Origin of the sequence: Litoribacter ruber (genome assembly GCF_018449405.1) — a bacterium.
Taxonomy (GTDB): domain Bacteria; phylum Bacteroidota; class Bacteroidia; order Cytophagales; family Cyclobacteriaceae; genus Litoribacter; species Litoribacter ruber.
The window spans coordinates 372,405-395,385 of sequence record NZ_JAHCMY010000003.1; the positions used below are offsets into that span (position 1 = coordinate 372,405).

25 protein-coding genes and 2 tRNA genes are annotated in these 22,981 nt (G+C 41.6%); 23 read left to right on the forward strand and 4 right to left on the reverse strand.

Features of this window, described 5'->3' with window-relative positions; all coding sequences use genetic code 11:
- Positions 1-50: 50 nt before the first annotated feature.
- The 5 genes from KI659_RS08740 (at position 51) to KI659_RS08760 (ending at position 4,804) form a co-directional block, all read left to right on the forward strand.
- The gene (locus tag KI659_RS08740; protein WP_213944949.1) at positions 51-2,717 is read left to right on the forward strand and encodes a peptidase associated/transthyretin-like domain-containing protein; all 2,667 of its coding nucleotides are present in this window, start codon (positions 51-53) and stop codon (positions 2,715-2,717) included.
- A 38-nt stretch (positions 2,718-2,755) separates the two neighbouring features.
- Entirely contained in the window at positions 2,756-3,226 is a 471-nt protein-coding gene (locus KI659_RS08745; RefSeq protein WP_213944950.1) for a flavodoxin domain-containing protein, read from the forward strand.
- 154 nt (positions 3,227-3,380) lie between these two features.
- Entirely contained in the window at positions 3,381-3,854 is a 474-nt protein-coding gene (greA, locus tag KI659_RS08750; protein WP_213944951.1) for a transcription elongation factor GreA, read from the forward strand.
- Positions 3,855-3,902: 48 nt separating this feature from the next.
- Positions 3,903-4,295, forward strand: coding sequence for an HIT family protein (locus tag KI659_RS08755; RefSeq protein WP_213944952.1), 393 nt, complete (start codon positions 3,903-3,905; stop codon positions 4,293-4,295).
- Between the two features lie 137 nt (positions 4,296-4,432).
- Positions 4,433-4,804, forward strand: coding sequence for a GxxExxY protein (locus KI659_RS08760; RefSeq protein WP_213944953.1), 372 nt, complete (start codon positions 4,433-4,435; stop codon positions 4,802-4,804).
- A 78-nt stretch (positions 4,805-4,882) separates the two neighbouring features.
- On the opposite strand, the gene ruvC is transcribed toward KI659_RS08760, so the two are convergent.
- Positions 4,883-5,455, reverse strand: a complete 573-nt coding sequence (gene ruvC, locus KI659_RS08765) for a crossover junction endodeoxyribonuclease RuvC (RefSeq protein ID WP_213944954.1) — start codon at positions 5,453-5,455, stop codon at positions 4,883-4,885.
- Between the two features lie 191 nt (positions 5,456-5,646).
- Between ruvC and KI659_RS08770 the strand changes: the two genes are divergently transcribed.
- From KI659_RS08770 to KI659_RS18760, 14 genes are all read left to right on the forward strand, one after another.
- Positions 5,647-6,684, forward strand: a complete 1,038-nt coding sequence (locus KI659_RS08770; RefSeq protein ID WP_213944955.1) for a glycosyltransferase — start codon at positions 5,647-5,649, stop codon at positions 6,682-6,684.
- A complete protein-coding gene (locus KI659_RS08775; RefSeq protein WP_317194932.1) occupies positions 6,665-6,931 on the forward strand; it encodes a hypothetical protein in 267 nt (88 codons plus the stop codon). The genes KI659_RS08770 and KI659_RS08775 overlap by 20 nt, the downstream gene beginning before the upstream one ends.
- Before the next feature lie 13 nt (positions 6,932-6,944).
- Positions 6,945-8,150: a PP2C family protein-serine/threonine phosphatase gene (locus KI659_RS08780; protein ID WP_213944991.1), complete on the forward strand. Its 1,206-nt coding sequence runs from the start codon at positions 6,945-6,947 to the stop codon at positions 8,148-8,150.
- Positions 8,150-8,791, forward strand: coding sequence for a polysaccharide deacetylase family protein (locus KI659_RS08785; RefSeq protein ID WP_246535337.1), 642 nt, complete (start codon positions 8,150-8,152; stop codon positions 8,789-8,791). The genes KI659_RS08780 and KI659_RS08785 overlap by 1 nt, the downstream gene beginning before the upstream one ends.
- Positions 8,788-9,909 (forward strand): glycosyltransferase, encoded by a 1,122-nt coding sequence (locus KI659_RS08790; RefSeq protein WP_213944956.1) that lies wholly within the window; start codon positions 8,788-8,790, stop codon positions 9,907-9,909. The genes KI659_RS08785 and KI659_RS08790 overlap by 4 nt, the downstream gene beginning before the upstream one ends.
- A gap of 6 nt (positions 9,910-9,915) precedes the next feature.
- Entirely contained in the window at positions 9,916-10,692 is a 777-nt protein-coding gene (locus KI659_RS08795) for a TatD family hydrolase (protein WP_213944957.1), read from the forward strand.
- Positions 10,689-11,765, forward strand: a complete 1,077-nt coding sequence (locus tag KI659_RS08800) for an asparaginase (protein ID WP_213944958.1) — start codon at positions 10,689-10,691, stop codon at positions 11,763-11,765. Before KI659_RS08795 ends, KI659_RS08800 begins: the two co-directional genes overlap by 4 nt.
- A 188-nt stretch (positions 11,766-11,953) precedes the next feature.
- A tRNA-Ser gene (locus KI659_RS08805) sits at positions 11,954-12,041 on the forward strand.
- 302 nt (positions 12,042-12,343) lie between these two features.
- On the forward strand, positions 12,344-13,162 hold the full coding sequence (locus tag KI659_RS08810) for a MotA/TolQ/ExbB proton channel family protein (RefSeq protein ID WP_213944959.1): 819 nt from the start codon (positions 12,344-12,346) through the stop codon (positions 13,160-13,162).
- Positions 13,163-13,218: 56 nt separating this feature from the next.
- On the forward strand, positions 13,219-13,548 hold the full coding sequence (locus KI659_RS08815) for a hypothetical protein (protein ID WP_213944960.1): 330 nt from the start codon (positions 13,219-13,221) through the stop codon (positions 13,546-13,548).
- Positions 13,548-14,186 carry an ExbD/TolR family protein gene (locus tag KI659_RS08820; RefSeq protein WP_213944961.1) on the forward strand — a complete coding sequence of 213 codons (639 nt, stop codon included), beginning with the start codon at positions 13,548-13,550 and terminating at the stop codon, positions 14,184-14,186. The genes KI659_RS08815 and KI659_RS08820 overlap by 1 nt, the downstream gene beginning before the upstream one ends.
- Position 14,187: 1 nt before the next feature.
- Positions 14,188-14,649, forward strand: coding sequence for an ExbD/TolR family protein (locus KI659_RS08825; RefSeq protein ID WP_213944962.1), 462 nt, complete (start codon positions 14,188-14,190; stop codon positions 14,647-14,649).
- 113 nt (positions 14,650-14,762) lie between these two features.
- Positions 14,763-16,262, forward strand: a complete 1,500-nt coding sequence (locus tag KI659_RS08830; protein WP_213944963.1) for an NAD(P)H-hydrate dehydratase — start codon at positions 14,763-14,765, stop codon at positions 16,260-16,262.
- Between the two features lie 59 nt (positions 16,263-16,321).
- On the forward strand, positions 16,322-16,654 hold the full coding sequence (locus KI659_RS18760; RefSeq protein WP_213944964.1) for a T9SS type A sorting domain-containing protein: 333 nt from the start codon (positions 16,322-16,324) through the stop codon (positions 16,652-16,654).
- On the opposite strand, the gene KI659_RS08840 is transcribed toward KI659_RS18760, so the two are convergent.
- The gene (locus KI659_RS08840; RefSeq protein WP_213944965.1) at positions 16,651-17,103 is read right to left on the reverse strand and encodes a hypothetical protein; all 453 of its coding nucleotides are present in this window, start codon (positions 17,101-17,103) and stop codon (positions 16,651-16,653) included. The two genes, KI659_RS18760 and KI659_RS08840, sit on opposite strands and share 4 nt — an antisense overlap.
- Positions 17,104-17,175: 72 nt before the next feature.
- Positions 17,176-18,627 (reverse strand): asparagine--tRNA ligase, encoded by a 1,452-nt coding sequence (gene asnS, locus KI659_RS08845; protein WP_213944966.1) that lies wholly within the window; start codon positions 18,625-18,627, stop codon positions 17,176-17,178.
- A 197-nt stretch (positions 18,628-18,824) separates the two neighbouring features.
- Here asnS and rpoN point away from each other — a divergent pair, with 197 nt between their 5' ends.
- The 3 genes from rpoN to KI659_RS08860 are packed head-to-tail and all read left to right on the forward strand — an operon-like array spanning position 18,825 to position 21,690.
- Positions 18,825-20,273 (forward strand): RNA polymerase factor sigma-54, encoded by a 1,449-nt coding sequence (rpoN, locus tag KI659_RS08850; RefSeq protein WP_213944967.1) that lies wholly within the window; start codon positions 18,825-18,827, stop codon positions 20,271-20,273.
- Between the two features lie 2 nt (positions 20,274-20,275).
- On the forward strand, positions 20,276-20,899 hold the full coding sequence (locus KI659_RS08855) for a phosphatase PAP2 family protein (RefSeq protein ID WP_213944968.1): 624 nt from the start codon (positions 20,276-20,278) through the stop codon (positions 20,897-20,899).
- Positions 20,900-20,904: 5 nt separating this feature from the next.
- The gene (locus tag KI659_RS08860; RefSeq protein WP_213944969.1) at positions 20,905-21,690 is read left to right on the forward strand and encodes an enoyl-CoA hydratase-related protein; all 786 of its coding nucleotides are present in this window, start codon (positions 20,905-20,907) and stop codon (positions 21,688-21,690) included.
- Positions 21,691-21,741: 51 nt separating this feature from the next.
- Here KI659_RS08860 and KI659_RS08865 read toward each other — a convergent pair whose 3' ends face one another.
- On the reverse strand, positions 21,742-22,479 hold the full coding sequence (locus KI659_RS08865; protein ID WP_213944970.1) for a porin family protein: 738 nt from the start codon (positions 22,477-22,479) through the stop codon (positions 21,742-21,744).
- Between the two features lie 183 nt (positions 22,480-22,662).
- Here KI659_RS08865 and KI659_RS08870 point away from each other — a divergent pair.
- A tRNA-Arg gene (locus tag KI659_RS08870) sits at positions 22,663-22,736 on the forward strand.
- Positions 22,737-22,981 lie beyond the last annotated feature (245 nt).

A 22,981-nucleotide genomic window follows, 5' to 3' on the forward strand; every position in this document is an offset into this window, starting at 1 on the left:
AAAAATCAATATAGATATTTAGACCGGGTTCACCCTGATTGTTTAATAATATGATTATAAGAACCGTTATTATATCTGTAATTTTTATCTTAGGGTTCATACCACAAATTTATGGACAGGCAATTTTATCGGGAAAGGTCTTATACAAACAACAAAATATACCTGTATTTGGTGTCAATGTTTTAGTTAAGGATCCTGAAGGCAAAAACACCATGACTTTTGGGGTGACTGATGATAAGGGGCAATTTTTAATTCAGATACAATCGGAGTCAGATAGTCTTTTAATTGAATTTAGATCTTTAACGATTCAAGAGTATCAGATGGTGGTTTCCAATGTGTCCCAACAGATTTTGGTAGAAGTAGAGGAAGCTATGCAGGAAATTCCTGAATTCACCCTGAAATCTATTAAAAATCCTATCACCGCAAAAAATGACACGATTAGTTATTCCGTAGAAGGATTTGCTACACCAAATGACCGGGTGATAGCCGATATCCTGAAACGGCTTCCAGGAATTGAAGTGCTGGATAATGGAAGGATATTGTATGAAGGAAGGGGTATTCACAAGTTCTACATAGATGGAATGGACCTGCTGGAGGGGAAATATAATCTTGCTAACAAAAACCTGCCTGCAGATGCCGTAGAGTCTGTGCAGGTGCTGGAGAACCATCAACCTTTGCGGGTGCTTGACAGTCTGGTATTTTCTGATAGGGCGTCTTTAAACTTAAAACTGAAGAGAAAAAATGTATGGGTAGGGACAGGGGATGTGGGAGTAGGGGCCTCCCCTCTATTGTGGGAGGGTAAATTCAGCCCCATGGTGTTCCGAAATAACCTGCAAATGATCAATACGGTGCAATCCAACAATTCCGGTAAGGATATCGCTGAGGAATTGGAAGTATTGACTTTGGATGATTTGAAGGAAAACGTGGGAAGTCTAGCTGGTTTTAAGCCTTGGTTTGGGATCCCTGACCTGTTTGTTCCAAATCTTCATAAAGAAAGGTTCCTATTCAATGAAAGCCATCTGTTTTCTGCCAATGTGCTTAAACGTAATGCAAACAAGATAGAGTTCAGGACGAATGTCTCTTATTTGCATGACAGTCAGCGGCAGAACGGTCAAGTCCGTACGGCATTCTTCCTTCCTATGGATACTGTTAGTATCCAAGAGGATCATCATAACCGGTACGTGAGAAGGGATCTGGAGGCTGAACTGTCCTGGATCAAAAATGAAAAGAAAGGCTATATAAAAAATAGACTTCAATTAAATGTCCAAAATAATGTGGAATTAGGACTGACCCATTTAAATGAAATTAAGCGAAACCAAAAAGCCAACCTCCCATTGGTGTCTATTTCCAATAAGTTTCACACCCTAAAACCTGTGGGAAGACAACTTGTGGACGTCAGATCTGACGTCACCTTTAGACGGGCAAACCAAAGTCTGTCGATTTCCCCTGGAGGCTTTGAGCAGCAATTGACAGAGGGCGTTTCATTTGAAAGGCTGGTTCAAAATCTTGAATCCCAAACTTTCTTCCTCAATAATTCCATAGGCCTGACCAAAGGTTTGGGAAAAGGCTGGACCTATAGTGGAAATGCGGGCCTGTTATACCAGCTGGATGTGATGGAAAGCAGTTTGAGTACTAGGGAGGGAAGCGAAGAGGCGGTGCAGCCCTTTCCATACGTAAATGATATTAGCTATCAACAGGTCAGGACTTACCTCAAATCGAAATTTACCCTGAAGCAGGAGTCATTTAACTTTTCATTTGATATCCCGATGAGCTATCTCAATGTTCAGGTGAAGGATCCAGTAGCCCATCAGGGCCTTCAGATGGGAAGGATGATCTTCGAGCCCCAGCTTTTTATGAAATATGATTTTACCGGAAAGTGGAATTCGGTAGTGAGGCTTAAAAGGAAAAATGACTTCAAGGGTGTTCAGGATTTGCATTATGGTTTTATCCTACGGAATTTTAGAACTTTCCGACAGCAGGCTACAGCCGTTCCTGAAGTAGTGGATCATAGTCTGGCCTACCATTTAAACTATAGAGATCCCATAAATTCATTTTTCGCTAACTTTAACTACACTTATGCATTTATGGATTTCAATACCATCACGGAAAATCAGGTGGGGGCCTCTGGGGAGATTGTCTACCGCACTTTGGATTTGCAAAACAGTGGTGAGACTCATTCCTTAAACCTTCGGAGTAGTAAGTACATGCCTTTGTTATTTACCAACATTATCCTCACGGGACTTTTTCAACACCGCACAAGAGAACAGATTATCAATGGTGATCTTGCCGTGGTAGCCTATCAGGTAGTCGGGCCTGGGTTAGAGCTACATATCAATCCAAAGTCTGTCGTCAATCTTTCATATAAGGCAAATTTTAATTTTATCAATTCCACTGTGGGGGAAAATAGCTTAGGGCGCATACAACAATTAAAGCAGACTGCCGAGCTTGATGTCTTTCCTGTTGAAAACCATTTATTGAGTGTCATAATGGAAGTTTATGACAACAGGTTTGGAGAGAACAAGGATTTGACTGGTTTTTTGGATTTGCGTTATAGATATAGGATCCCCCAAAGCAAGTGGGATGTGAGCCTGCATGCTCAAAATATCCTCAATAACAATAATTTCGGGACCTTTACTGCGGACTCCTTTATGATCCGAGAGCAAAGTTTCATGCTTCGCCCCAGGCAGGTTTTGGTGAATTTGAATTTTTCTTTCTAAAATCGTAAATTGAGCTTATCTTATTATTTTTAGCATTTATGCAGCCATTAATTTTATACCATACCAAATACGGAAGCTCAAAGCTTTATGCAGAATGGCTAAGGGAGGACCTAGGTAGGGGAGAGATACGGGATCTTCGGGGTTTTGATGCTACAGGGCTGCGGGATTTCGGACAGATCGTGATAGTGAGCTCCATTTATATAGGGAAAGTCGGAGCGATGGATTTCATGGTGCATCATTGGGGTGAGCTGCTCGAAAAGCAAACCTACCTCCTGGTGGTGGGAAGCGCTGAGCCTGGTTCAGAGGAATCCAAGCAGGCTTACATGCTTATTCCCCGGGAGATCAGGGAGGGCTTGAACGGTTATTATAAGCTGCCTGGTAAAATAGATTTTCAAAAACTGAGTTTTATTCATAAATTGATGCTTTGGTTTAAAGGTATCCGAAGGAGCGAGGACAAGATGGACCGGGCGGCGCTGCAGCCGGTCATTCAGGATTTGATAAGGGCCTGAGAAGGCATATATTTCTTTTTAAACCTTAAAATTGCTTATACGTTACTAATACCATACCTTTGTAATACAAATAATAAGAAATTTAGGGAAAGGCGGTTTCAGCAATGAGACCGTTCTTTTTGTTTTTCATAGCCATAGTAACTTAAATAAAGACATGGGAAAAATACAATACTACACTGAAGAAGGCTTGAAAAAGCTCAAGGATGAACTTCACGAGTTGAAGACCAAAGGCAGGCAGGATATCGCCAAGCAGATCGCCGAGGCCCGCGACAAGGGTGACTTGAGTGAAAATGCGGAGTATGATGCCGCCAAAGATGCCCAGGGGCTTTTGGAGCTAAAAATCTCCAAGCTCGAGGAAGTAGTAGGAAATGCCCGGGTATTGGACAATTCGAAAATGGATACTTCCAAGGTCGGCATCTTGAGCACTGTCAAAATAAAGAATGTCAAAAATGGTATGACTGTAACCTACACGCTTGTGTCGGAAGAAGAAGCTGACCTAAAAGCTAATAAAATCTCACTGGCTTCTCCTTTTGGAAAAGGCCTGATGGGAAAAAAGGTTGGGGAAATCGCCCAGATCAACGCGCCTGCCGGTGTGGTTGAATTTGAGGTATTGGAAATCAATTATTAAAAATCCTATCCCGGTTGTGTCCCAATCGGGATTTTTTTGTGAAAAACTATGGCATCTATATTCACCAAAATCATAAACAGAGAGATCCCCGGCCATATTGTAGCTGAGGATGAAAACTACATCGCATTTTTGGACATCCAGCCTCTTGTAAGAGGTCATGTACTCGTGGTCCCTAAGCAGGAGGTTGATTATATCTTTGATCTGGAAGATGACATGCTTGCCGGACTCAACCTTTTTGCCAAGAAGGTGGCCAAGGCGATAGACAAGTCCATCAGGTGTACCCGTGTGGGGGTAGCTGTGATCGGTCTTGAGGTCCCCCACGTCCATATTCACCTAGTCCCCTTGCGCACCATGGACGATATCAACTTCACCAGGCCGAAGCTCAAGCTCGAGCAAGAGGAGTTAGCCGAGATTGCTGAGCGGATTAAGGGAGCTGTTTAAAGGGACGGAGAGTTTCGCTGAGTTCAGCCAAGAGTTTCACAGAGCTCCTTTGCGGATTCTTTTTCACAGAGTGACACAGAGTAGGAGCACAGAGTAACACTGAGTTTTTTTTTACAATTTTTCTAAACCTATTTTTTATGGATATTAATGAAATTACAGAAAAGGTTTTGTTCTGTGCATATAGGGTTCATTCAGAGTTAGGACCGGGACTCTTGGAAAAGGCTTATGAAGATTGCCTCCTGTACGAGCTTACCTTGCAAGGACTTCAGGTGGAGGCTCAGAAACTCTTGCCACTTAAATACAGAGATATCCTAATTGAAACTGGATATCGGCTAGACCTACTTGTGGAGGGAAAGGTGATAGTGGAAATCAAAGCAACCGATGCATTCAAAGATGTGCATTTGGCTCAAGTCCTGACCTATCTTAGACTTACGGAGTGCAAAATAGGATTATTACTCAATTTTAATGTGAAGTCTTTGAAGCACGGGATAAAACGGGTGGCATTATAAAAAAATAAGTAAAGCAGGTATAAACACTGTGGAACTCTGTGCAAATACTCCGTGCTACTCTGTGAAAAAAACTCTCCTTTACTTCACTCTATCCGGGTTTTCCTCCAGGAACGACTTCCAGCCGGCGGTGCGGCCGCGGGATTGGAGGCGGCCTTCGTGGAAGTGGTGGCAGAGGGCTACGCCCAAGGCATCGGTGGCGTCCAGCAACTTGGGCAACTCCTCAATCTTCAGAAGCGTTTGCAGCATTTGGGCCACCTGTTCTTTGGAAGCATTACCATTGCCGGTGACGGATTGCTTTACTTTTTTAGGGGAATATTCCGTGATAGGGATGTCCCTGGCCAAGGCCGCGGCCATCGCCACACCCTGAGCCCGGCCCAGTTTTAACATAGACTGTACGTTCTGGCCAAAAAAGGGTGCTTCTAGTGCCACCGTGTCAGGATTAAACTCATCAATGATCCCTGTTATCCGCTCAAATATCTTTTTTAGCTTCAGTTCATGGGTGCCGTACTTCTTCAGGTGAATAACCCCATACTGCAAAATCTTATAGCTATTTCCTTCAACCAATAGCAATCCATACCCCATAACATTGGTGCCGGGATCTATGCCTAGGATGATTTTTTCTTTCGGTTTTAATTTCGCTAATTTGGCCATCGTCGCAATTTAATGCAATTCCTATGATGTCGCTTCATAAATGCATGTTTTTATCTATTCCAAACCCGGTTCAGGTCAACCTTATTTTTTAATTCATGCTTGCCTCTTACTTTGCCTTAATCTGTATTTATATAATAATTCTGGCCTTATTGGCTTCCAGGTGGCCAAAACCATCAACAAAATTGAATGATGTGGCTGCTAGGCAAAAGCAAACCCTCATCATCCCGATTCGCGATGAATGGTCAAATCTACCTGGATTGCTGCAAAGCTTGGAGCAAAATGACCCAAGCGAGGTTTTGTTTGTCGACGATGGAAGTATCGACGGTGGTCCCGAATTTATCCTAGATGAGATAAAAAGGCGAAAACTTGCCAACTGGAGGGTTTTGAAAAGTGAGGGTGTTGGTAAGAAGGCAGCTGTTAGCTTAGGCGTTACATTGGCTAGTAACGAGATTATTTTGGTTACGGATGCAGATTGCCAATTACCAAAAGGTTGGGCAGAGAGAATGACTGCTCAATTTCAGAATCCCCTAGTCAAAATGGTTTGCGGGCCAGTTTTGTCTTGCGACTCCAAGGGCTTGCTTGGGCGGTTTGAACTTGGCGAATGGTGCAGTATTTTGATGGTGACCAACTATGGCTTTTCGGAAAGCAGGCCCATCATGTGCAGTGCTGCAAATATGGGCTATAGGAAAAGCGTATTTCAAGAGGTGGGGGGGTACGAAGGTAATGAAAATTATCTAAGTGGAGATGATGAGTTTTTATTGAAAAAAATCACTGAAAAATACGGTGCTGAGGCCATTTGCTGGAAGCCTGAGAAGGAGTTTTTGGTAAGAACCAATCCGGTCCCATCCCTGGGGGCCTTACTGAATCAGCGGGCCAGGTGGGCCAGCAAATGGGGGGTCGGCAAGACGTGGGGAGAAAAATTGCCACCAATGATTTGGGCTGTTTTTTCTGCAATTTTGCTGGTTTCTTTTCCTTTACTTTTCTCAAAGTCTGAATATTCAAGATATTTTTTCGTAATTTGGATATTCAAAGGCTTGGCTGATTGCTATTATTTAGGAAGGGTGCTTAATCACTACCTGCCTTACCTACCCAAAGCCACCCTGCTGATAGCAAGCGCATTTCATCCGGTCTATACCCTCCTGATTGTTTGGAAGGTTTTATTTACTACACTATATTGGAAAGGGAGAAGAATAATTTCCCATGTAAAAGATGAAAAACAACATGTCTGAAGCTGAGTTTGACCTTATGGATGAGCTGTATTTTGTTCAATCGTATGCCTATTTAAAGGAGGCCATGGGTTGGGATGATGAACAGCTTTTGGCTATCTTGCAGAAACTTTACGGGAAAGGTTATATCAAATGCATGACCGAGCCTGACAGTGAAATCTTTGACAAGGCGGATATCTTAAAGGCCGGTCGTGATTACTACTATCTGGCTACCAAAAAAGGCCTAATGTACCACAATACCAGAGAATAACATTTTTATGGAACTGACTGCTGAAACGGTAAAATTTCAAAGAAAAGAGCTTGAACTCAAAGCTCTGTTGGAAATTACCCAGGCTATTAATGAAAATAAGTCTGAGTCAGTCCTGCTGAATATCTACAAGTTCACCACCCTCGTACATCTCAATATCAAATCCTTGGTGCTTTATGTAGCCAACCAAGATGGTTTTGAATCTAGGGTGGCTCATGGGGTGAAGGAGAAAATCCCCGAACTCATCCCCTATAAGGATGTAGAGGATAACAAGGAGATGGGGAAGTTAAGTTTGGTGATGCCGAAAGAGTATTCTTTCTCGGAATTGGATTTTTATATTCCAGTATACCACAAAGATAAAATGCTGGCAATTCTTCTTCTCAAAAGGAAGGGAGGAGAATTGGATATGGATTATACCCAGGCTCTAACCAATATTTTGGTGGTGGCCCTGGAAAACAAGCGTTTTGCAAGAAAGCAGCTGGAACAGGAAAGATTGAAAAAAGAAATTGAGATCGCCAGCAATGTGCAGCGCATGCTTTTTCCCGCATCATTACCTGAAACAGATAGACTGAAGGCCAAGGTTACTTATGTGCCGCACAGTACGGTGGGTGGCGATTATTATGATTTTGTCAAAAAATCAGAAGATGAGGTCTTTTTCTGTATAGCCGACGTGAGCGGTAAGGGTATGCCTGCAGCACTTTTGATGTCCAATTTCCAAGCAGCACTTCGGACTTTACTGAGAAGTAGCTCAGATTTGGAAATGATCGTCCACCAGTTGAATTATACGATTTTTGAAAACACCAAAGGGGAGCGGTTTATCACCTTCTTTTTGGGATATTATAATTACAAGACACAAGAACTCACTTATGTGAACGCGGGCCATAATCCGCCTCTTCTCTGCTGGGAAGGCGAAAGCCGAAGTGAGCAATTGGAGGCAGGTACTACTATTTTGGGAGCTTTTGAAGAACTGCCCTTTCTTACCGTTGGAAAAAGAGAGAACCTCAAGGGCTTTACCCTGCATTTATACACAGATGGTCTTACGGAGACCTTCAATGATGAGGATGAGGAGTACGGTGATGAGCGGTTTGGAGAATATGTGAGAGAAAATCTTTGCATGGATCCGGTTTTATTCCATGAGCAGTTTTTTGATCATCTTCAAAATTTTTCAAATGGTAAGAACCGACAAGATGATATCACCTTGATGAGTTTGAGGTTTAAATAATGATTTCATTCGGCATGTTTATTCACAAGGTGCCCCGCAGATTGCAGAAAGCATTTCCCCAATTTATCTGGCGGAAGAATGAAAATACCCAGAAGATCTACCTGACCTTTGATGATGGGCCTGTGCCCCAGGCTACTGATGCCGTTTTGGAGGTTTTGGACAAGTTTGAGGCCAAGGCAACTTTTTTCATGGTGGGGGATAATGTAGACAAGAATCCAGCTTTGGCACGGGAGGTCCTGTCGCAGGGGCATACAATAGGTAACCACACTTATAACCACCTCAACGGGCTCTGGTGCACTACTCCCAAGTATTTGAAAAACGTCCGCCAAGGCAAAGCCGTGTTGGAAGATGTGTTGGGGCAGGAAATCAGGTTTTTCCGTCCTCCTTACGGTAAAATTAAGAAGGGGCAGTGGAAGGCAGTAGGCCAATTTCATGAGATAGTGATGTGGGATGTGCTTTCGGGTGATTACTCGCCCAGTCTTTCTGTGGAAAATAGTATTCTCAAGACCGTCAAATACTCCCAAAACGGTAGCGTATTGGTATTTCATGATCAGGAAAAGACGGTAAAAAAAGCCCCGTATATTTTAGAACAGGTGCTTTATCGATTGAGCGATAAAGGGTTTGAATTTGATCGCTTATGATGTGGGGTACCCAGGTGATCGTATTTTTTCTACTTGTCCAAGATTTAGTGCTGTACCTATGCATGGTATTTAATTTCAAAGATTATTTTGGGAAGACCCCAGCAAGCTGGCCAAACATAACGGTGCTGATCCCTGCCAGAAATGAGGAGGACAATATTAAGGCATGTCTAGAGGCATTGGAGCAATTGGATTATCCTTCAGAAAATCTTCAGGTTATTTTGGGTAATGATGGATCGGAAGACCACACGGAGGAATTGATGAAAATGTGGCAGTCTACCCAAAGTCATTGTTTATTTCTAAATATAAATGAAGCCCCAGCCAATTCCACCATGAACGGAAAAGCAAATGCCTTGAATCAGATGGCAAAACTGGCGGATGGGGAGTATTTGCTTTTTACCGATGCTGATTGCAAAGTGGGAGCAGGATGGGCCAAGGAGATGGTAGGCGCGGCGGTGCAAGCTGACGCGTCTTTGGTGACAGGTATTACAGCAGTGGAGGGAAGGCAGTTATTTGGCAAACTTCAGGCCATGGATTGGTGGCTGACATTGGGAATGGTGAAGGTATTTGCTGACTTAAATACCAAGGTGACCTCCATGGGCAATAACATGCTGATCAAAAAGTCCTTATATGAAAAATTGGGCGGGTTTGAGAAACTGCCTTTTTCCGTAACGGAAGATTTTGAGTTGGCCAAGGCGGTGTCCCAGTTGGGATACCGAAGTATACATCAGGTTTCCCAAAATAGCTTATTGGAAACCAAGCCGGTTGCGGATTATTGGGGGCTTTTAAGACAACGGAAGCGCTGGATGCGTGGGGCAATGGGGTTGACTTTAATTTGGAAAGTTTTACTAGCCCTTCAAGTGCTGTTTTTTCCTTCCATCATTTTTTTAACATGGATCAATCCGCTGCTGGGAGTTGGTATTTGGGCAATGAAAATATTTATCCAATCCTTATTTTTAAGGCATTTTGCCGGAAAGACGCAAAGGCATTTGGCCGTTGGGAATTTGCTGCTATTTGAATTTTATTATTTATTCATTTCATGGTCAACAATAGTGTACTATTTTTGGCCTGCAAAAATAAACTGGAAGGGGAGAACCTATCCAGTCTATCACCCAAAATAAACCTATATGTACCTAGTTGATTCCCACGCCCATATTTATTCCAAAAAGTACGATGATGACCGGGACGCAATCATTGCGAGCTGCTTGGAAAAAGGCGTAAATAAAATCTATATGCCGAACATTGATGTGGAAAGCATCGATGCCATGTTGGAGGCCGAACACAAATATCCTGATGTCTGCATTCCTACTATGGGCCTGCACCCCTGTGATGTGGATAAGGATTTTGATAAGCAGCTTTATGTGATGGAGGATTGGCTTAAAAAGCGCCCTTTTGCCGCAGTGGGCGAAATCGGGTTGGATTTATATTGGGACAAAACATTTTTTGAACATCAGAAAGAAGCTTTGAGAATTCAAATCAGGTGGGCCATTGAGAAAGGTTATCCCATAATTCTGCATTGCAGGGACTCAATTGACCAGACGATCCAAGTGGTGAAGGAGGAGTTCAAAGATGGGCTAAAAGGAGTCTTCCATTGTTTTTCAGGAAACCTCCAGCAGGCCAAAGAAATCCTGGACATGGGTTTTTTGTTGGGCATAGGGGGGGTGGCTACTTTCAAGAATGGGGGGCTGGATGCTGTTTTGCCTGAGGTTGGCTTAGAGCATTTAATTTTGGAAACCGATGGGCCGTATTTGGCGCCTGTTCCGTATAGGGGCAAACGCAATTCGCCCGAATATATTCCCATAATTGCCCAGCGGGTAGGTGATCTTACTGAAAACACGCTTGAAAAAGTAGCTGAAGTGACCACCAAAAACACTGAAAAACTCTTTAGCCCAATCAAATCATGAACTATAAGATAGTAAGGCTCAATACTGCAGCCAAAAGCGATATAGAATCCTCCGTACTGATTATATATACGGGAGGCACCTTGGGAATGGCCTATGACGAAAGCGGAGCCTTGGTTCCGTTTAATTTTGGGCAGATCCTGGAAAAAATCCCTACGCTCACCCATATGAATATCGCCATCACCGTGATATCCTTCCCGGAGCCTATTGATAGCTCCAATGTGAACATGCAGCATTGGGTGGACATGGCCTATATTATATATGAAAACTACGACTCTTATGATGGGTTTGTGGTACTTCACGGAACAGATACCATGGCGTACTCGGCATCTATGCTTAGCTATATGCTAAAAGGTCTTCGCAAGCCTGTGATATTCACCGGTGCCCAGCTGCCTATCTCTGCCATGCGGTCCGATGCCAGGGAAAACCTGATGACGAGTTTGGAGATTGCCACATCAAAAGCCAATGGCAATCCAATAGTGCCAGAAGTTTGCCTGTACTTTAATCACATGCTGCTCAGGGGCAACCGGTCCAAAAAAGTACAGAGCGTCCACTTTGATGCCTTTGAATCAGAAAACTATCCAGCCCTTGCCGAGTCCGGGATCGTGATTGACTATAACTTTGCGGCGATTCGACCCTTTGAAGAAGGGGGGAGTCTAACCTACAGCAGTAAAATGGATAACAATGTTATGGTTATAAAGCTTTTCCCAGGCATTACCCAAAAAGTATTGGATAGCTGTTTTAACATAGAGGGGCTGAGAGGGGTGATTCTGGAAACCTATGGTTCAGGCAATAGCCCGAGCGAGAATTGGTTTATCAAATCCCTTGAAAAGGCCATGGACAAAGGTATCCACATTTTCAATGTTTCCCAATGCAATGGCGGCCGTGTGATCCAAGGGAGGTATGAGACAAGTAAGGACCTCAAAAGGGTGGGTGTACTGAGTGGAGGGGATATTACCACAGAGGCGGCAGTGACCAAAATGATGTACCTATTGGGAAATGAGTCCAGTGAAAAGGAAATCCGTCGGAAGCTGGTTACGCCGCTGGCAGGCGAAATGTCGTTAACGAGTAATTAGGCAAGAAAACCGGTAGAATTTTCAAAGAATAGCGGGCTTGTTTAAGGGCTTGATCATCAGGGAGGTATTCTAGTGTAAAATGTCTAAATCGGTTTAAAGGCATTTTTTTCAATAATTAAGCTCAAAAAATGTTGCATAGGGGCAAATTAATATATTTATTTGTTGCCACGATTGCAGATCAATAACACAGAGAGGTGTCCGAGCGGTCGAAGGAGCACGCCTGGAAAGCGTGTATACCCCTAAAGGGTATCGAGGGTTCGAATCCCTTCCTCTCTGCTTCCTATCCCCAATGATGTTTTCTAGCTTTATTCCAGTTTCATTGTTGAAGTTGATAGAATAGCATAAATGAAATCCTCCGCTTAACTGACCAAGATTCCTTTTACATAAAAAGCTTTAAAGATATTAGAAAAGATGTTTTAGCTTGTGCCAGGAATCCAAACTGGAGGAAATAGATATTATTTTTGAAATTTATGGTAGCAAATTTTGCTATTTGAATAGAAAAAATGATAACTTTAAAATTAAATCATTACAATTAGAAACCGTTTAACCTTTATTTAAAGTCTATTAAAAACCAAATTATGAGAAAGTTAATCGCTTTGTTCATGCTATCCGGCATTCTTATGAATCCGGTGATCTCGAAAGCTCAAGACGCAGTTGATCAAGATACAGCTGTAGTCGACACTACTGAAGTAGTACAAGAAGAAGCTGAAGTTGAAGAAACCAGCCCAGCTATCACAGATGATGAAATCGTCGAAGAAGAAAGAGGATTTCACCAAATCATCAAAGACAAATTTATCGAAGGTGACCCTGCTTTCATGACTCCAGTATTGATCTGTTTGATCTTGGGTCTTGCTGTGGCACTTGAGAGAATCATCACTTTGAACCTTTCTACTACCAATACCAAGAAATTGTTGGCAAGAGTAGAAGAGGCTTTGGAGCAAGGCGGTATCGAAGCTGCTAAAGATGTAACAAGAAACACTAAAGGACCTGTTGCCTCTATCTTTACTCAAGGCTTGATGAGATACTCTGAAGGTATCGATATGGTTGAAAAATCCATCATCGCTTACGGTTCAGTAGAAATGGGTAGATTGGAAAAAGGTCTTGTTTGGATCTCACTTTTCATCTCTTTGGCTCCAATGCTTGGTTTCATGGGTACTGTAATCGGTATGATCGGTGCATTTGATTCTATTGAGGCAGCTGGTGATATCTCCCCATCTCTTGTAGCTGGTGGTATCAAAATCGCCCTTTTGACTACAGTAGCTGGTTTGATCGTTGCGATTATCCTTCAGTTGTTCTACAACTATTGCGTAGCTAAAATCGACTCTTTGGTTAATGATATGGAGGATGCTTCTATCTCTTTGGTAGATATCCTTGTAAAGTACAAATTGACTAGATAATCCTAGTTAATCTTGTAACTTATTCAAATTATCAATAACTTAAGAATCAAATCAATATGGATACTACGGATATTTTCTTATATGTAGGTTATCTTTTGATTGCGGTTGGAGCGGTATTGGCTCTTGTCATGCCTTTGATCAAATCATTCGATAATCCAAGAAGTCTAATCAAAACAGGAATTGGTGTCGTAGCTCTACTTGTATTGTTCTTCATTGCTTACAGCATTGCTGACAACGAAGTAATACCAAGATATGCAGCTGCACCGTTTAACTTGACTCCGGCATTGTCTCAGTTGGTAGGTGGAATTCTGATCACAGTTTACTTCCTATTCGGCTTCGCAATCTTGGGGATCATAGTGACTGAAATCAACAAAATCATTAAATAATGGCAAGAAAGAAAGGCAGAATGGCTCAGGAAGTGAATGCAGGGTCTATGGCGGATATCGCCTTCTTGCTCCTTATCTTCTTCCTGGTCACTACGACAATTGCTTCGGACAAGGGTGTATTGAACATCCTTCCTCCTAAGCAGGATCCGAATCAGCCGCCGCCAGAAATTAAACTTAACGAGCGTAATATCTTCAACATCCTTGTGAATGCCAATGACCAATTGTTGGTAGAGGGTGAAGTAAGACAGAACACCGTGGGTTTGTCAGACGAAATCAAATCTTTTCTTCTGAATTTCGGAGCGCCGGATGAAGAGGCTCAAGCATTGTTCAATAGCTTGCCTGCATCTTTAAGAAATCAAGCTGAAAGAGACAGTAGATCTTCAGATCACCCAATGGCTGGTGGAGCAGTAATCTCCATTAAAACCAACAGAGGTACTAGCTATGAGCGTTATCTTGAAGTTCTTGACATTGCCAAAAGAGCTTATTTTGAAATCTATGCAGAGCGAGTAGGTATTACCGCTGATCAGTACAGAGCCCTATCTGGTAGAAATGCCGCAGAGAAGGAGCTTATTGACAGAGGTAAGGAAGGAATCCCTATGGCGATCTCCATTGCTGAACCAGATAAAATAGGAAGTTAATATGTCAAAGTTTAAAAAGAAAAATAAGGTAACGGAAAGTATTCCTACCTCAGCTTTGCCGGATATTATTTTCATGCTTTTGTTCTTCTTTATGGTGACCACCGTACTAAGAGAACAAGAGATCCTAGTTGAGCAGAGAATCCCACAGGCGACTCAGCTTCAAAAACTTGAAAAGAAAAGTTTGATCTCCTACCTATATGTCGGTAAGCCGAAAGATACGGGTAGATATGGTACTGAACCAAGAATCCAAGCCAATGATGTACTTATCGGAACAAACGATATCGCACTTTGGGTAAACCAGGAGAGAGACAAATTATCTGAAGCTGAAAGAGATCAGATTACTATTTCGATGAAAGCCGATAGAGAAGTTAAAATGGGTCCAATCTCGGATGTTCAGTTTGAACTTAGAGAGGTCGACGCAAGAAGAGTTCTTTATGCAGCTGTAGGTCGAGTAGATCAATAGCGATTAATATTATCTTAGCATAAAAAAAGCCGATTGTTGAAATCGGCTTTTTTTTTTGTTTGGTTCATTTTTTGATTTATGGAGGAGGCCTTTATAACTAAACTTTTTGCGTGATGTTAAAAATCTTATCTGCCAGGCAGATCAAAAGCCTTGAAGAATCTTATTTGGAGGAGAAGGGGATACTTTCTCTTGAATTGATGGAGACCGCTGCAGAGGCTTTTTGCCAATGGTATATGCAGAACTTCAGCAGGAGACAAGATATCGCTATTTTTTGTGGAACAGGGAATAATGGGGGAGACGGGATTGCCATTGCCAGGCTACTTTCTAGGCAAGGTTATCCAGTCTGTGTTTATACCCTTGGCGATGCTAAAGATGGTACTGCCGACTATAACTCCAATCTGAATATTTTACCTACCAATATCGTGAATAAGCCGTTTTCCAATATTGATTGGGAAAGGTTCCGTTGCCATGTGATCATTGATGCCATGCTAGGAATAGGGTTGAATAAACCTTTGGAAGGGAAATATCTTGATGCGGTCAAAAAGCTGAATTCCCAAAAAACTATGAGGATTGCGGTGGATATGCCTACGGGTCTGCCATCTGATAAGTTGGTGGATGGGGAGGCATTTCAGGCCCATTATACCGTTACTTTTCAAACGCCTAAACTTAGTGCATTATTTCCGGAACATGCCGCCTATGTTGGGGATTTGGTAGTGAAAGATATCGGAATTGATGGCAAGTATTTTAATGGGTATGAATCTTCCAGATATTTTGTGGAAGAAAAAGATATTCTGGAGCGACATAAAATTTTCCATAAGGCAAGCCACAAGGGTGATTTTGGGAAAGTGTTGTTGGTAGGGGGGTCGAAAGGAAAATTGGGTGCTATTATGTTGTCGGCCAAAGCTGCCCTTCGAACTGGAAGTGGGTTAATTTCTACCTTTGTCCCCGGTTTTGGGCTTCCTATTATGCAAAGCAGTATTCATGAAGTCATGGTGGAGACTTGTACAGGAAATGATATTTTGGATTCGGCTCCAGAGAATCTCGACAGGTTTGACACAATTGCTATTGGTCCGGGTATGGGGACCGATGAGAAGACAGCCGAAGCTCTTAAAAACATTTTGGAGTCCTATAAGGGTAAAATGGTAATTGATGCAGATGCGCTTAATATCATAGCCAAAAGGAAAGATTTGAAGGAGTTGATTACTAGCCAAATGATTTTGACACCACATTTGAAGGAGTTTGAAAGAATGGTGGGGGATGATGTCAAATATCCCGAGGGAAGAATCGAAAAAGCATTGGAGTTTAGCCAGACTTATGGATGTGTACTTATTTTAAAAGGATTGCATAGTTTGATCACCACTCCTGCAGGCATACAATATTTCAATCCTACTGGTTCCCAGTTTTTGGCTACGGGCGGTACAGGTGATGTGTTAACAGGTGTTGTGGCATCCTACTTAGGTCAGGGTTATTCTGTGGAAAATGCGGCATTATGTGGAGTTTATCACCACGGTTTGGCTGGGCAACTGGCAGGTGAAGACCAGCGACGAGGGACTATTGCCTCAGATGTGATCGAAAAAATACCGGAAACATATAAAAATCTGGGTTTGTCATAAATATTGGGTTTTTATTCCCTTTGGTAGGTTTTTTGTACCATTAGAGCAAAATATATTCTATGGTAAAAATCTACATCCTTAACCTACTTCTAATTTTCACCTTATCTTCAAATCTTACCGCATCGTCTAGCGGGGATTCTTTCTTACCTGATAAAGTATATCCCAATCCAGCCTCTGATTACATTTATTTCCAGACTGACTCGGTGGATCGAAAATTTGAATTTGAGATCTATAGCCTAATTGGCAATAAGCAAAACTATTTTATACAAATACCTGAAAAGGGATTGTATCGTTTTGAAATCGTTCAACTTCAACCCGGTCCTTACTTCTTAAGTGTAACGGATCGAGAGACACAGGAGAAACAAACTTTCCGTTTCCACAAAAACAATTAATGAGGCCAAGGCTTGGTGATTCTTTCGGCTATATAGGTTTTGTAACTGTTGCCAATACAATAGACAGCTGCTCCAATCAATAGGAAAATGTGAAACATCCCATTATTGAATATGAGTGTCATAATATTAAATGATTCAAAAAAGGAATTGATGCTGGATACCTCGGTTCGGATCCAATAAAGTGTGAAAATGAATCTCACCACGACACTGAGTAGGGCAAGCATGCCACCTACTATCCCCATCAAAGGATTGCGGAAATGATAAATCAGGCAAAAGCTGCTGATGGTCTCGATGCCGGCCATTAAAATGGCCCCCTGCAGGCTGTAACCTTCTGCACCGATTAGTGTAAACTTAGTAAATCCTCCGAATAGCAATAAACCGGCAAGTGAAAACCGGATGATCAATCCCCCAATAGCTTCAGTTTTGAGAAACTTTAAAAATTTTTCCATTATTGAATTTATTCATAAAAATTTGAAAAAGGTCAAAAAATAAGCCACAATATAAATTGTGGCCTTTAATTCTTAAAACTCAACGTTTCCAGGAGTCCTTGGGAAAGCTATCACATCTCTGATATTTCCCATGCCGGTAACAAATTGTACCAGCCTTTCAAATCCAAGTCCGAATCCGGCATGTGGTGTTGCTCCAAACTTTCTTGTTTCCAGGTACCACCACATTTCTTTCTGAGGTATGTCTAATTCATCCATCCTTTGGGTAAGCTTATCAAGTCGCTCCTCTCTTTGGCTTCCGCCCACGATTTCCCCTATACCGGGAAAAAGTATGTCCATAGCTGCGACAGTTTTTCCGTCTTCGTTTTGCCTCATGTAGAAGCTCTTGATCTCCTTTGGGTAATCGGTCAGGATTACCGGCTTTTTGAAATGCTTTTCTACCAAGAATCTTTCATGCTCCGACTGAAGATCAGCACCCCATTCTTCAATTAAGTAACTAAACTTCTTCTTTTTGTTTGGCTTTGAATTTCTCAAAATTTCAATCGCCTCTGTATAAGTAATTCTTTCAAAACTGTTTTGAGTGACAAACTGTAATCTTTCCAACAACCCCATGTCACTCCTTTGATCGGCTTTTTTAGCAGCCTCTTCCTCGGCAGCTCTCTTGTCGAGAAATTCCAAATCTTCTTTGCAGTTTTCAAGAGCATACGCAATCACATATTGGAGGAAATCTTCAGCCAGGTCTTGATTGTCTTCAGCATCATAGAAGGCCATTTCTGGCTCAATCATCCAGAACTCAGCCAGGTGGCGTGTGGTATTGGAGTTCTCAGCTCTGAAAGTAGGTCCAAAGGTGTAAATCTCGGACAAAGCCATGGCGGCTAATTCACCTTCCAGCTGCCCTGAAACCGTCAGGTTTGCCTCTCTTTCAAAGAAGTCTTCCTTATAGTTGATATCCCCATTTTCATTAAGAGGAGGGTTTTTAAGGTCCAGTGTGGTCACTTTAAATGTTTCGCCTGCTCCTTCAGCATCCGAAGAAGTGATGATTGGAGTGTGGATATAGAAAAACCCTTTGTCATTGAAATATTTGTGGACTGCAAAAGCTAGGGCGTGCCTCACTCTGAAGACCGCCCCAAATGTATTGGTCCTCATGCGTAAATGTGCATTTTCCCTTAAAAACTCCATACTGTGCTTTTTGGGCTGCAGAGGGTACTTTTCAGGGTCTGCCTCGCCTAGTATCTCGAGTGTATTTACGGTCAATTCTGTTGATTGGCCTGATCCTTGTGATGCTACAATTTCACCTTGTACTTTGATACAAGCACCAGTGGTAACTTTTTTCAAAAGGTCTTCTGAAATGGCATTGGGGTCAGCTACTACTTGGTAATTATGAATGGTGCTGCCATCATTCAAAGCGATAAAAGCTACATTTTTATTGCTTCTCTTGGTTCTAACCCAGCCCATGAGAGTTACCTGTTCGCCGACTTTTCCGCTGTCTAGCAGATGTTTAATTTTGATGCGCTTGTTAAATGCCATTTGGTAATTTATTTAAAGTGTCCAATCAAATCTGATTAAGTGATTATCTTTGTGATTAAAGGAATGCAAAAAAACGATATAATAAGCTTTTTATCAAAATTTTGGGGTAATTTCCTAAATTTACATATGGAATTGAGAGCCCTGTTATAATCTGTATCGAGTAACCAATTTTTATTAACTTCTATTAGCATACGCACATGCAAAAACTGAATTTAAATCAGATATTATCTCAGAAGCTGTCTCCACAGCAAATACAGTTCATTAAATTGTTGCAGGTTCCAACTGCGGAGTTGGAAGCCAGGGTAGAGGAGGAGTTGGAGATTAACCCTGCATTGGAAGAAGGAAAAGATGACGACACTTCCAATGACGATATGCAGGATAATTACGATAATGAAGTAAGTAAAGACGATGGTGATTTGAATCTGGATGATTATCTGGGTGATGATTACGGTGGATATAAAATGCAGGGGGATGGCAATTACAGCCCCGACGATGAGGATAGAGAAATTCCCCTCTCCAGTGGCACCTCCCTTCATGAGCAATTAATTTCTCAATTGAATTTTTTGAAGCTTGACGAACGCCAGAGATTAATTGGTCAGCAATTAATTGGAAGTATTGAAAATGACGGTTACATTAGGCGAGATCTAGAAGCCATTATTAATGATTTGGCATTTAGCCAAAATGTGGAAACAGACCTTGATGAAGTGGAGCAGGTATTGCGCAAAATCCAATCCTTTGACCCTGCCGGTATTGCAGCGAGAAGCCTTCAAGAATGTCTTACCCTTCAACTGGAGCGAAAAGAACATCCAGAAGATGAAACCGTGCAGTATGCATTGAATGTGATTAATAACTGCTTTGAGGAATTTACCAAAAAGCATTATGATAAAATCCTTAAAAAATGTGGCATTGATGAGGTGAAACTCAAAGATGTGATCCAGATGATCACCCGGCTTAATCCCAAGCCAGGAGGGGTATCTGAAGGTTTAATGAAAACCCAGTACATTATACCTGATTTTATCTTAAATAATGTCAATGGTAAGTTCGAGATCAGCCTGAACTCCAAGAATGCGCCTGACCTTCGAGTGAGTAGATCTTATACGGAAATGTTTGATGCCTATGACAAGAGTGATAAGAAGGATAAAAAACTGAAGGAGACCGTCACTTTCGTCAAACAAAAACTTGATGCCGCCAAATGGTTTATTGATGCTATCAAGCAGAGACAACAAACTCTGCTAAGAACCATGCAAGCCATATTGGATTACCAAAATGAATTTTTCATTGAAGGAGATGAGGCCAAATTGAGGCCTATGATCCTAAAGGACATTGCGGAAAAGATAGATATGGATATTTCTACCGTTTCTAGGGTGGCTAACAGTAAGGCTATCCAAACGGAATTTGGTGTGTTCCCCTTAAAATATTTCTTCTCTGAAGGAATCGCTACAGATGGTGGCGAGGATGTGAGTAACCGTGAAGTGAAGAGTGTGCTTAATAAGATGGTAAGTGAAGAGGATAAAAGAAAGCCGCTTTCAGATGATAAACTTGTCAAACTTTTGAACAAAAGAGGTTACAATATCGCAAGAAGAACCGTCGCCAAATACAGAGAGCAGTTGCAAATACCTGTGGCTAGATTAAGAAAAGAACTTTAATAGTGATTAGAACTCTTGCGTTAATTTTATCCGTAGTATTCCAGCCTTTGCTGGTCCCTACGGTGGTATTTGCTTGTGTGTTTTATTTGATTCCAGAAGCCACCAGCGTCCCTTTACAGGCTAAAAGTACAATTTTATACCTTATAGCCCTTACTACATTGGTAATTCCACTCATCAGTGTGGTAGGCATGAGACTTACCAAAGCTATCAAAAGCATCCATATGCAAACCATTGAAGATAGGGTATTCCCGTTTTCAATGGTTACTCTTTTTTATGGGTTAACCACTTATTTCTTTTATTTTCGAATGGATTTTGATGAGTTGATAGGTTATACCTTAGGCTTGATTACTCTTTGTATCCTTATCTTGACCATCATAACAGCATTTTGGAAAATCAGTGCGCACACTACCGGGCTTGCAGGATTGCTAGCCATAGTAGTGGTGCTTCATATGAAATACAATTCAGGAGGGCTGCTTTATCCACTTATATTTTCTATTTTGCTTTGTGGGGCGGTAATGTCTTCCCGCTTATATTTAAATGCACACAAACCTGCAGAGGTGGCCGGAGGTTTCCTGCTAGGTTTCTCCATATGTTTTATAGGCTATTATATCTACCTTTTCAACTGATCTATATGAACTACAACACCATCGTATTTTCCGAATTTGAGCAATATGTCGAGTTAAAGCTTAATAGACCGACTGTTTACAACGCCTTGAATCAAGAAATGCTTTCAGAATTGCTTGAAGCGTTTAAAGCCATCGAAAGCGATGATCGCATCCGATGCGTCGTGTTAACTGGTACTGACAAGGCTTTCAGCAGTGGACAGGATCTCAAATCGGTAGGAGGGGATCTTAGCAACGTTCCTTTTGAGTCCATTATCAAAGATTTTTATAATCCACTCATACTGAAAATGCGGTCACTCAACAAACCCATAATCTGTAAGCTTAATGGGGTGGCTGCGGGAGCAGGCTGTTCTTTGGCTTTGGCATGTGACATGATCATCAGTTCAGATGATGCTTACCTGGCAGAGATTTTTGTTAACATCGGGTTAATCATGGATGCGGGCTCCACTTTCTTTTTGCCTAGAGCATTGGGATCGTTCAAAGCTTTTGAAATTGCTACCACTGGGGCTAAGGTATACGGAAAAGAAGCCGAGAGCTTGGGTTTGGTCAATAAGTCAGTCCCTGCCCTTGAGCTGGATGATGAGGTTCAAAAAATGGTTAACTACTATACCACGGCACCTACCTATGCGATTGGCTTGATCAAAGAAATGCTAAATGAATCGAATGGGATGAAATTGGAAGAGGTTTTGGAAATGGAAAGCGTCTATCAGCAGAAGGCAGGCAATTCCCATGACTTTAGAGAAGGGGTGATGGCCTTTTTGGAGAAGAGAAGACCTAATTTTCAGGGTAAATAAAAAAGGGAGCGGTTATTCGCTCCCTTTTTTATTTAAATGTGTTTGTGGATGTTAAAACAGTGCCACTGAGATACCAAAGTTAAACTGATTTGCCTCAGTGTTCAATGGGCCCTGGTTGTTTCTCCAAATGGAATTCAGACCATAATAGGACCAGACGTTAAATCCTCCAAAACCAACTCTTGTATAGACACCGTATCTAATTGGGTTGAATCCTAGATTTTGCTTGTCTTTTACAGTTCTTGAAAGGCCCTCTTCTGTTTCAAAGGAAACTTTTGAGTGGGCATCAAACAGAACCCCTACCTTGGCACCTACAGCAAATCTAAATCCCTTGCTATAGTCCGTCTTATTAAGATGGTATCTGAATTCAATAGGGATATCTATATAGTTGGCAGCTGTGGTATGACCATTTATATTGATGTTTTCGCCATATACGCTGGTGATATCAACTAGTTGGCTTGAATTTGGACCTTTTTCCGGGTCATTGATCAGCATTCTGTTCCTTTGGAAGGAAAACTTCTCCAAACCTAGGCCTATACCAGGGTTGAAAGTAAGGCCGGTGTTTTCTCCTATATTAAAAGGTCTCTGATAATATACATTAAAGGTACGGGAGGCTAAAAACCGAGTGTTGAAATCACTTGGTCTGTTATTTAGCACGTTAAAACCAAAATCGAGAAACAAATCGCCTCTGACATCAGGTCGTCCTCCAATAGGGGTACGAGCTCTTTCCTGAGCATATAATGAAGAAGATGTCAAAAGAAGGGCAAATAAAATAAAGGTTAGTCTTTTCATGAAAGAATTGAAGTCTAATAAATTTCAGCGGGCTAAATTAGAAAAACTTCATGGATAACAGTCTGTTTTTATCTTAATTATTCTTAACGCTTATATATAGTCAAGTTTTTTTCTCAATACTTTGTCTCCACTGTTTGCAGATATGATTTTATTAGCTACATTTGCATTCCCATTCAACGGAATGGCCTCGTAGCTCAACTGAATAGAGCACTTGATTACGGCTCAAGAGGTTTCAGGTTTGAATCCTGACGAGGTCACAAAAGACTCTTGCATCATATATATGGTGTAAGAGTTTTTTTATCCCTAAAACGTTCTATTGAAATTCTGATGCATTGTCTCCTTTATTGTTGAATATACAATAAAGCTCTACAGAGATAACGATAATGTAATGACTGTTAAGTTTGAATGAAGAAATTGTAAAATAATTTCACTTTACATTTGGCGGATTCAGAAAAGAGTTGCACCTTTGCAAACCCAATCGGAAAGAGGGGTGTCGGAAGAG

Excerpts from the sequence above, each read along its gene's own strand:
- KI659_RS08740 (WP_213944949.1), top strand. The coding sequence starts at position 51 with ATGATTATAAGAACCGTTATTATATCTGTAATTTTTATCTTAGGGTTC.
- KI659_RS08745 (WP_213944950.1), top strand. The coding sequence starts at position 2,756 with ATGCAGCCATTAATTTTATACCATACCAAATACGGAAGCTCAAAGCTT.
- greA (WP_213944951.1), top strand. The coding sequence starts at position 3,381 with ATGGGAAAAATACAATACTACACTGAAGAAGGCTTGAAAAAGCTCAAG.
- KI659_RS08755 (WP_213944952.1), top strand. The coding sequence starts at position 3,903 with ATGGCATCTATATTCACCAAAATCATAAACAGAGAGATCCCCGGCCAT.
- KI659_RS08760 (WP_213944953.1), top strand. The coding sequence starts at position 4,433 with ATGGATATTAATGAAATTACAGAAAAGGTTTTGTTCTGTGCATATAGG.
- ruvC (WP_213944954.1), bottom strand. The coding sequence starts at position 5,455 with ATGGCCAAATTAGCGAAATTAAAACCGAAAGAAAAAATCATCCTAGGC.
- KI659_RS08775 (WP_317194932.1), top strand. The coding sequence starts at position 6,665 with ATGAAAAACAACATGTCTGAAGCTGAGTTTGACCTTATGGATGAGCTG.
- KI659_RS08785 (WP_246535337.1), top strand. The coding sequence starts at position 8,150 with ATGATTTCATTCGGCATGTTTATTCACAAGGTGCCCCGCAGATTGCAG.
- KI659_RS08790 (WP_213944956.1), top strand. The coding sequence starts at position 8,788 with ATGATGTGGGGTACCCAGGTGATCGTATTTTTTCTACTTGTCCAAGAT.
- KI659_RS08795 (WP_213944957.1), top strand. The coding sequence starts at position 9,916 with ATGTACCTAGTTGATTCCCACGCCCATATTTATTCCAAAAAGTACGAT.
- KI659_RS08800 (WP_213944958.1), top strand. The coding sequence starts at position 10,689 with ATGAACTATAAGATAGTAAGGCTCAATACTGCAGCCAAAAGCGATATA.
- KI659_RS08810 (WP_213944959.1), top strand. The coding sequence starts at position 12,344 with ATGAGAAAGTTAATCGCTTTGTTCATGCTATCCGGCATTCTTATGAAT.
- KI659_RS08815 (WP_213944960.1), top strand. The coding sequence starts at position 13,219 with ATGGATACTACGGATATTTTCTTATATGTAGGTTATCTTTTGATTGCG.
- KI659_RS08820 (WP_213944961.1), top strand. The coding sequence starts at position 13,548 with ATGGCAAGAAAGAAAGGCAGAATGGCTCAGGAAGTGAATGCAGGGTCT.
- KI659_RS08825 (WP_213944962.1), top strand. The coding sequence starts at position 14,188 with ATGTCAAAGTTTAAAAAGAAAAATAAGGTAACGGAAAGTATTCCTACC.
- KI659_RS08830 (WP_213944963.1), top strand. The coding sequence starts at position 14,763 with ATGTTAAAAATCTTATCTGCCAGGCAGATCAAAAGCCTTGAAGAATCT.
- KI659_RS18760 (WP_213944964.1), top strand. The coding sequence starts at position 16,322 with ATGGTAAAAATCTACATCCTTAACCTACTTCTAATTTTCACCTTATCT.
- KI659_RS08840 (WP_213944965.1), bottom strand. The coding sequence starts at position 17,103 with ATGGAAAAATTTTTAAAGTTTCTCAAAACTGAAGCTATTGGGGGATTG.
- asnS (WP_213944966.1), bottom strand. The coding sequence starts at position 18,627 with ATGGCATTTAACAAGCGCATCAAAATTAAACATCTGCTAGACAGCGGA.
- rpoN (WP_213944967.1), top strand. The coding sequence starts at position 18,825 with ATGCAAAAACTGAATTTAAATCAGATATTATCTCAGAAGCTGTCTCCA.
- KI659_RS08860 (WP_213944969.1), top strand. The coding sequence starts at position 20,905 with ATGAACTACAACACCATCGTATTTTCCGAATTTGAGCAATATGTCGAG.
- KI659_RS08865 (WP_213944970.1), bottom strand. The coding sequence starts at position 22,479 with ATGAAAAGACTAACCTTTATTTTATTTGCCCTTCTTTTGACATCTTCT.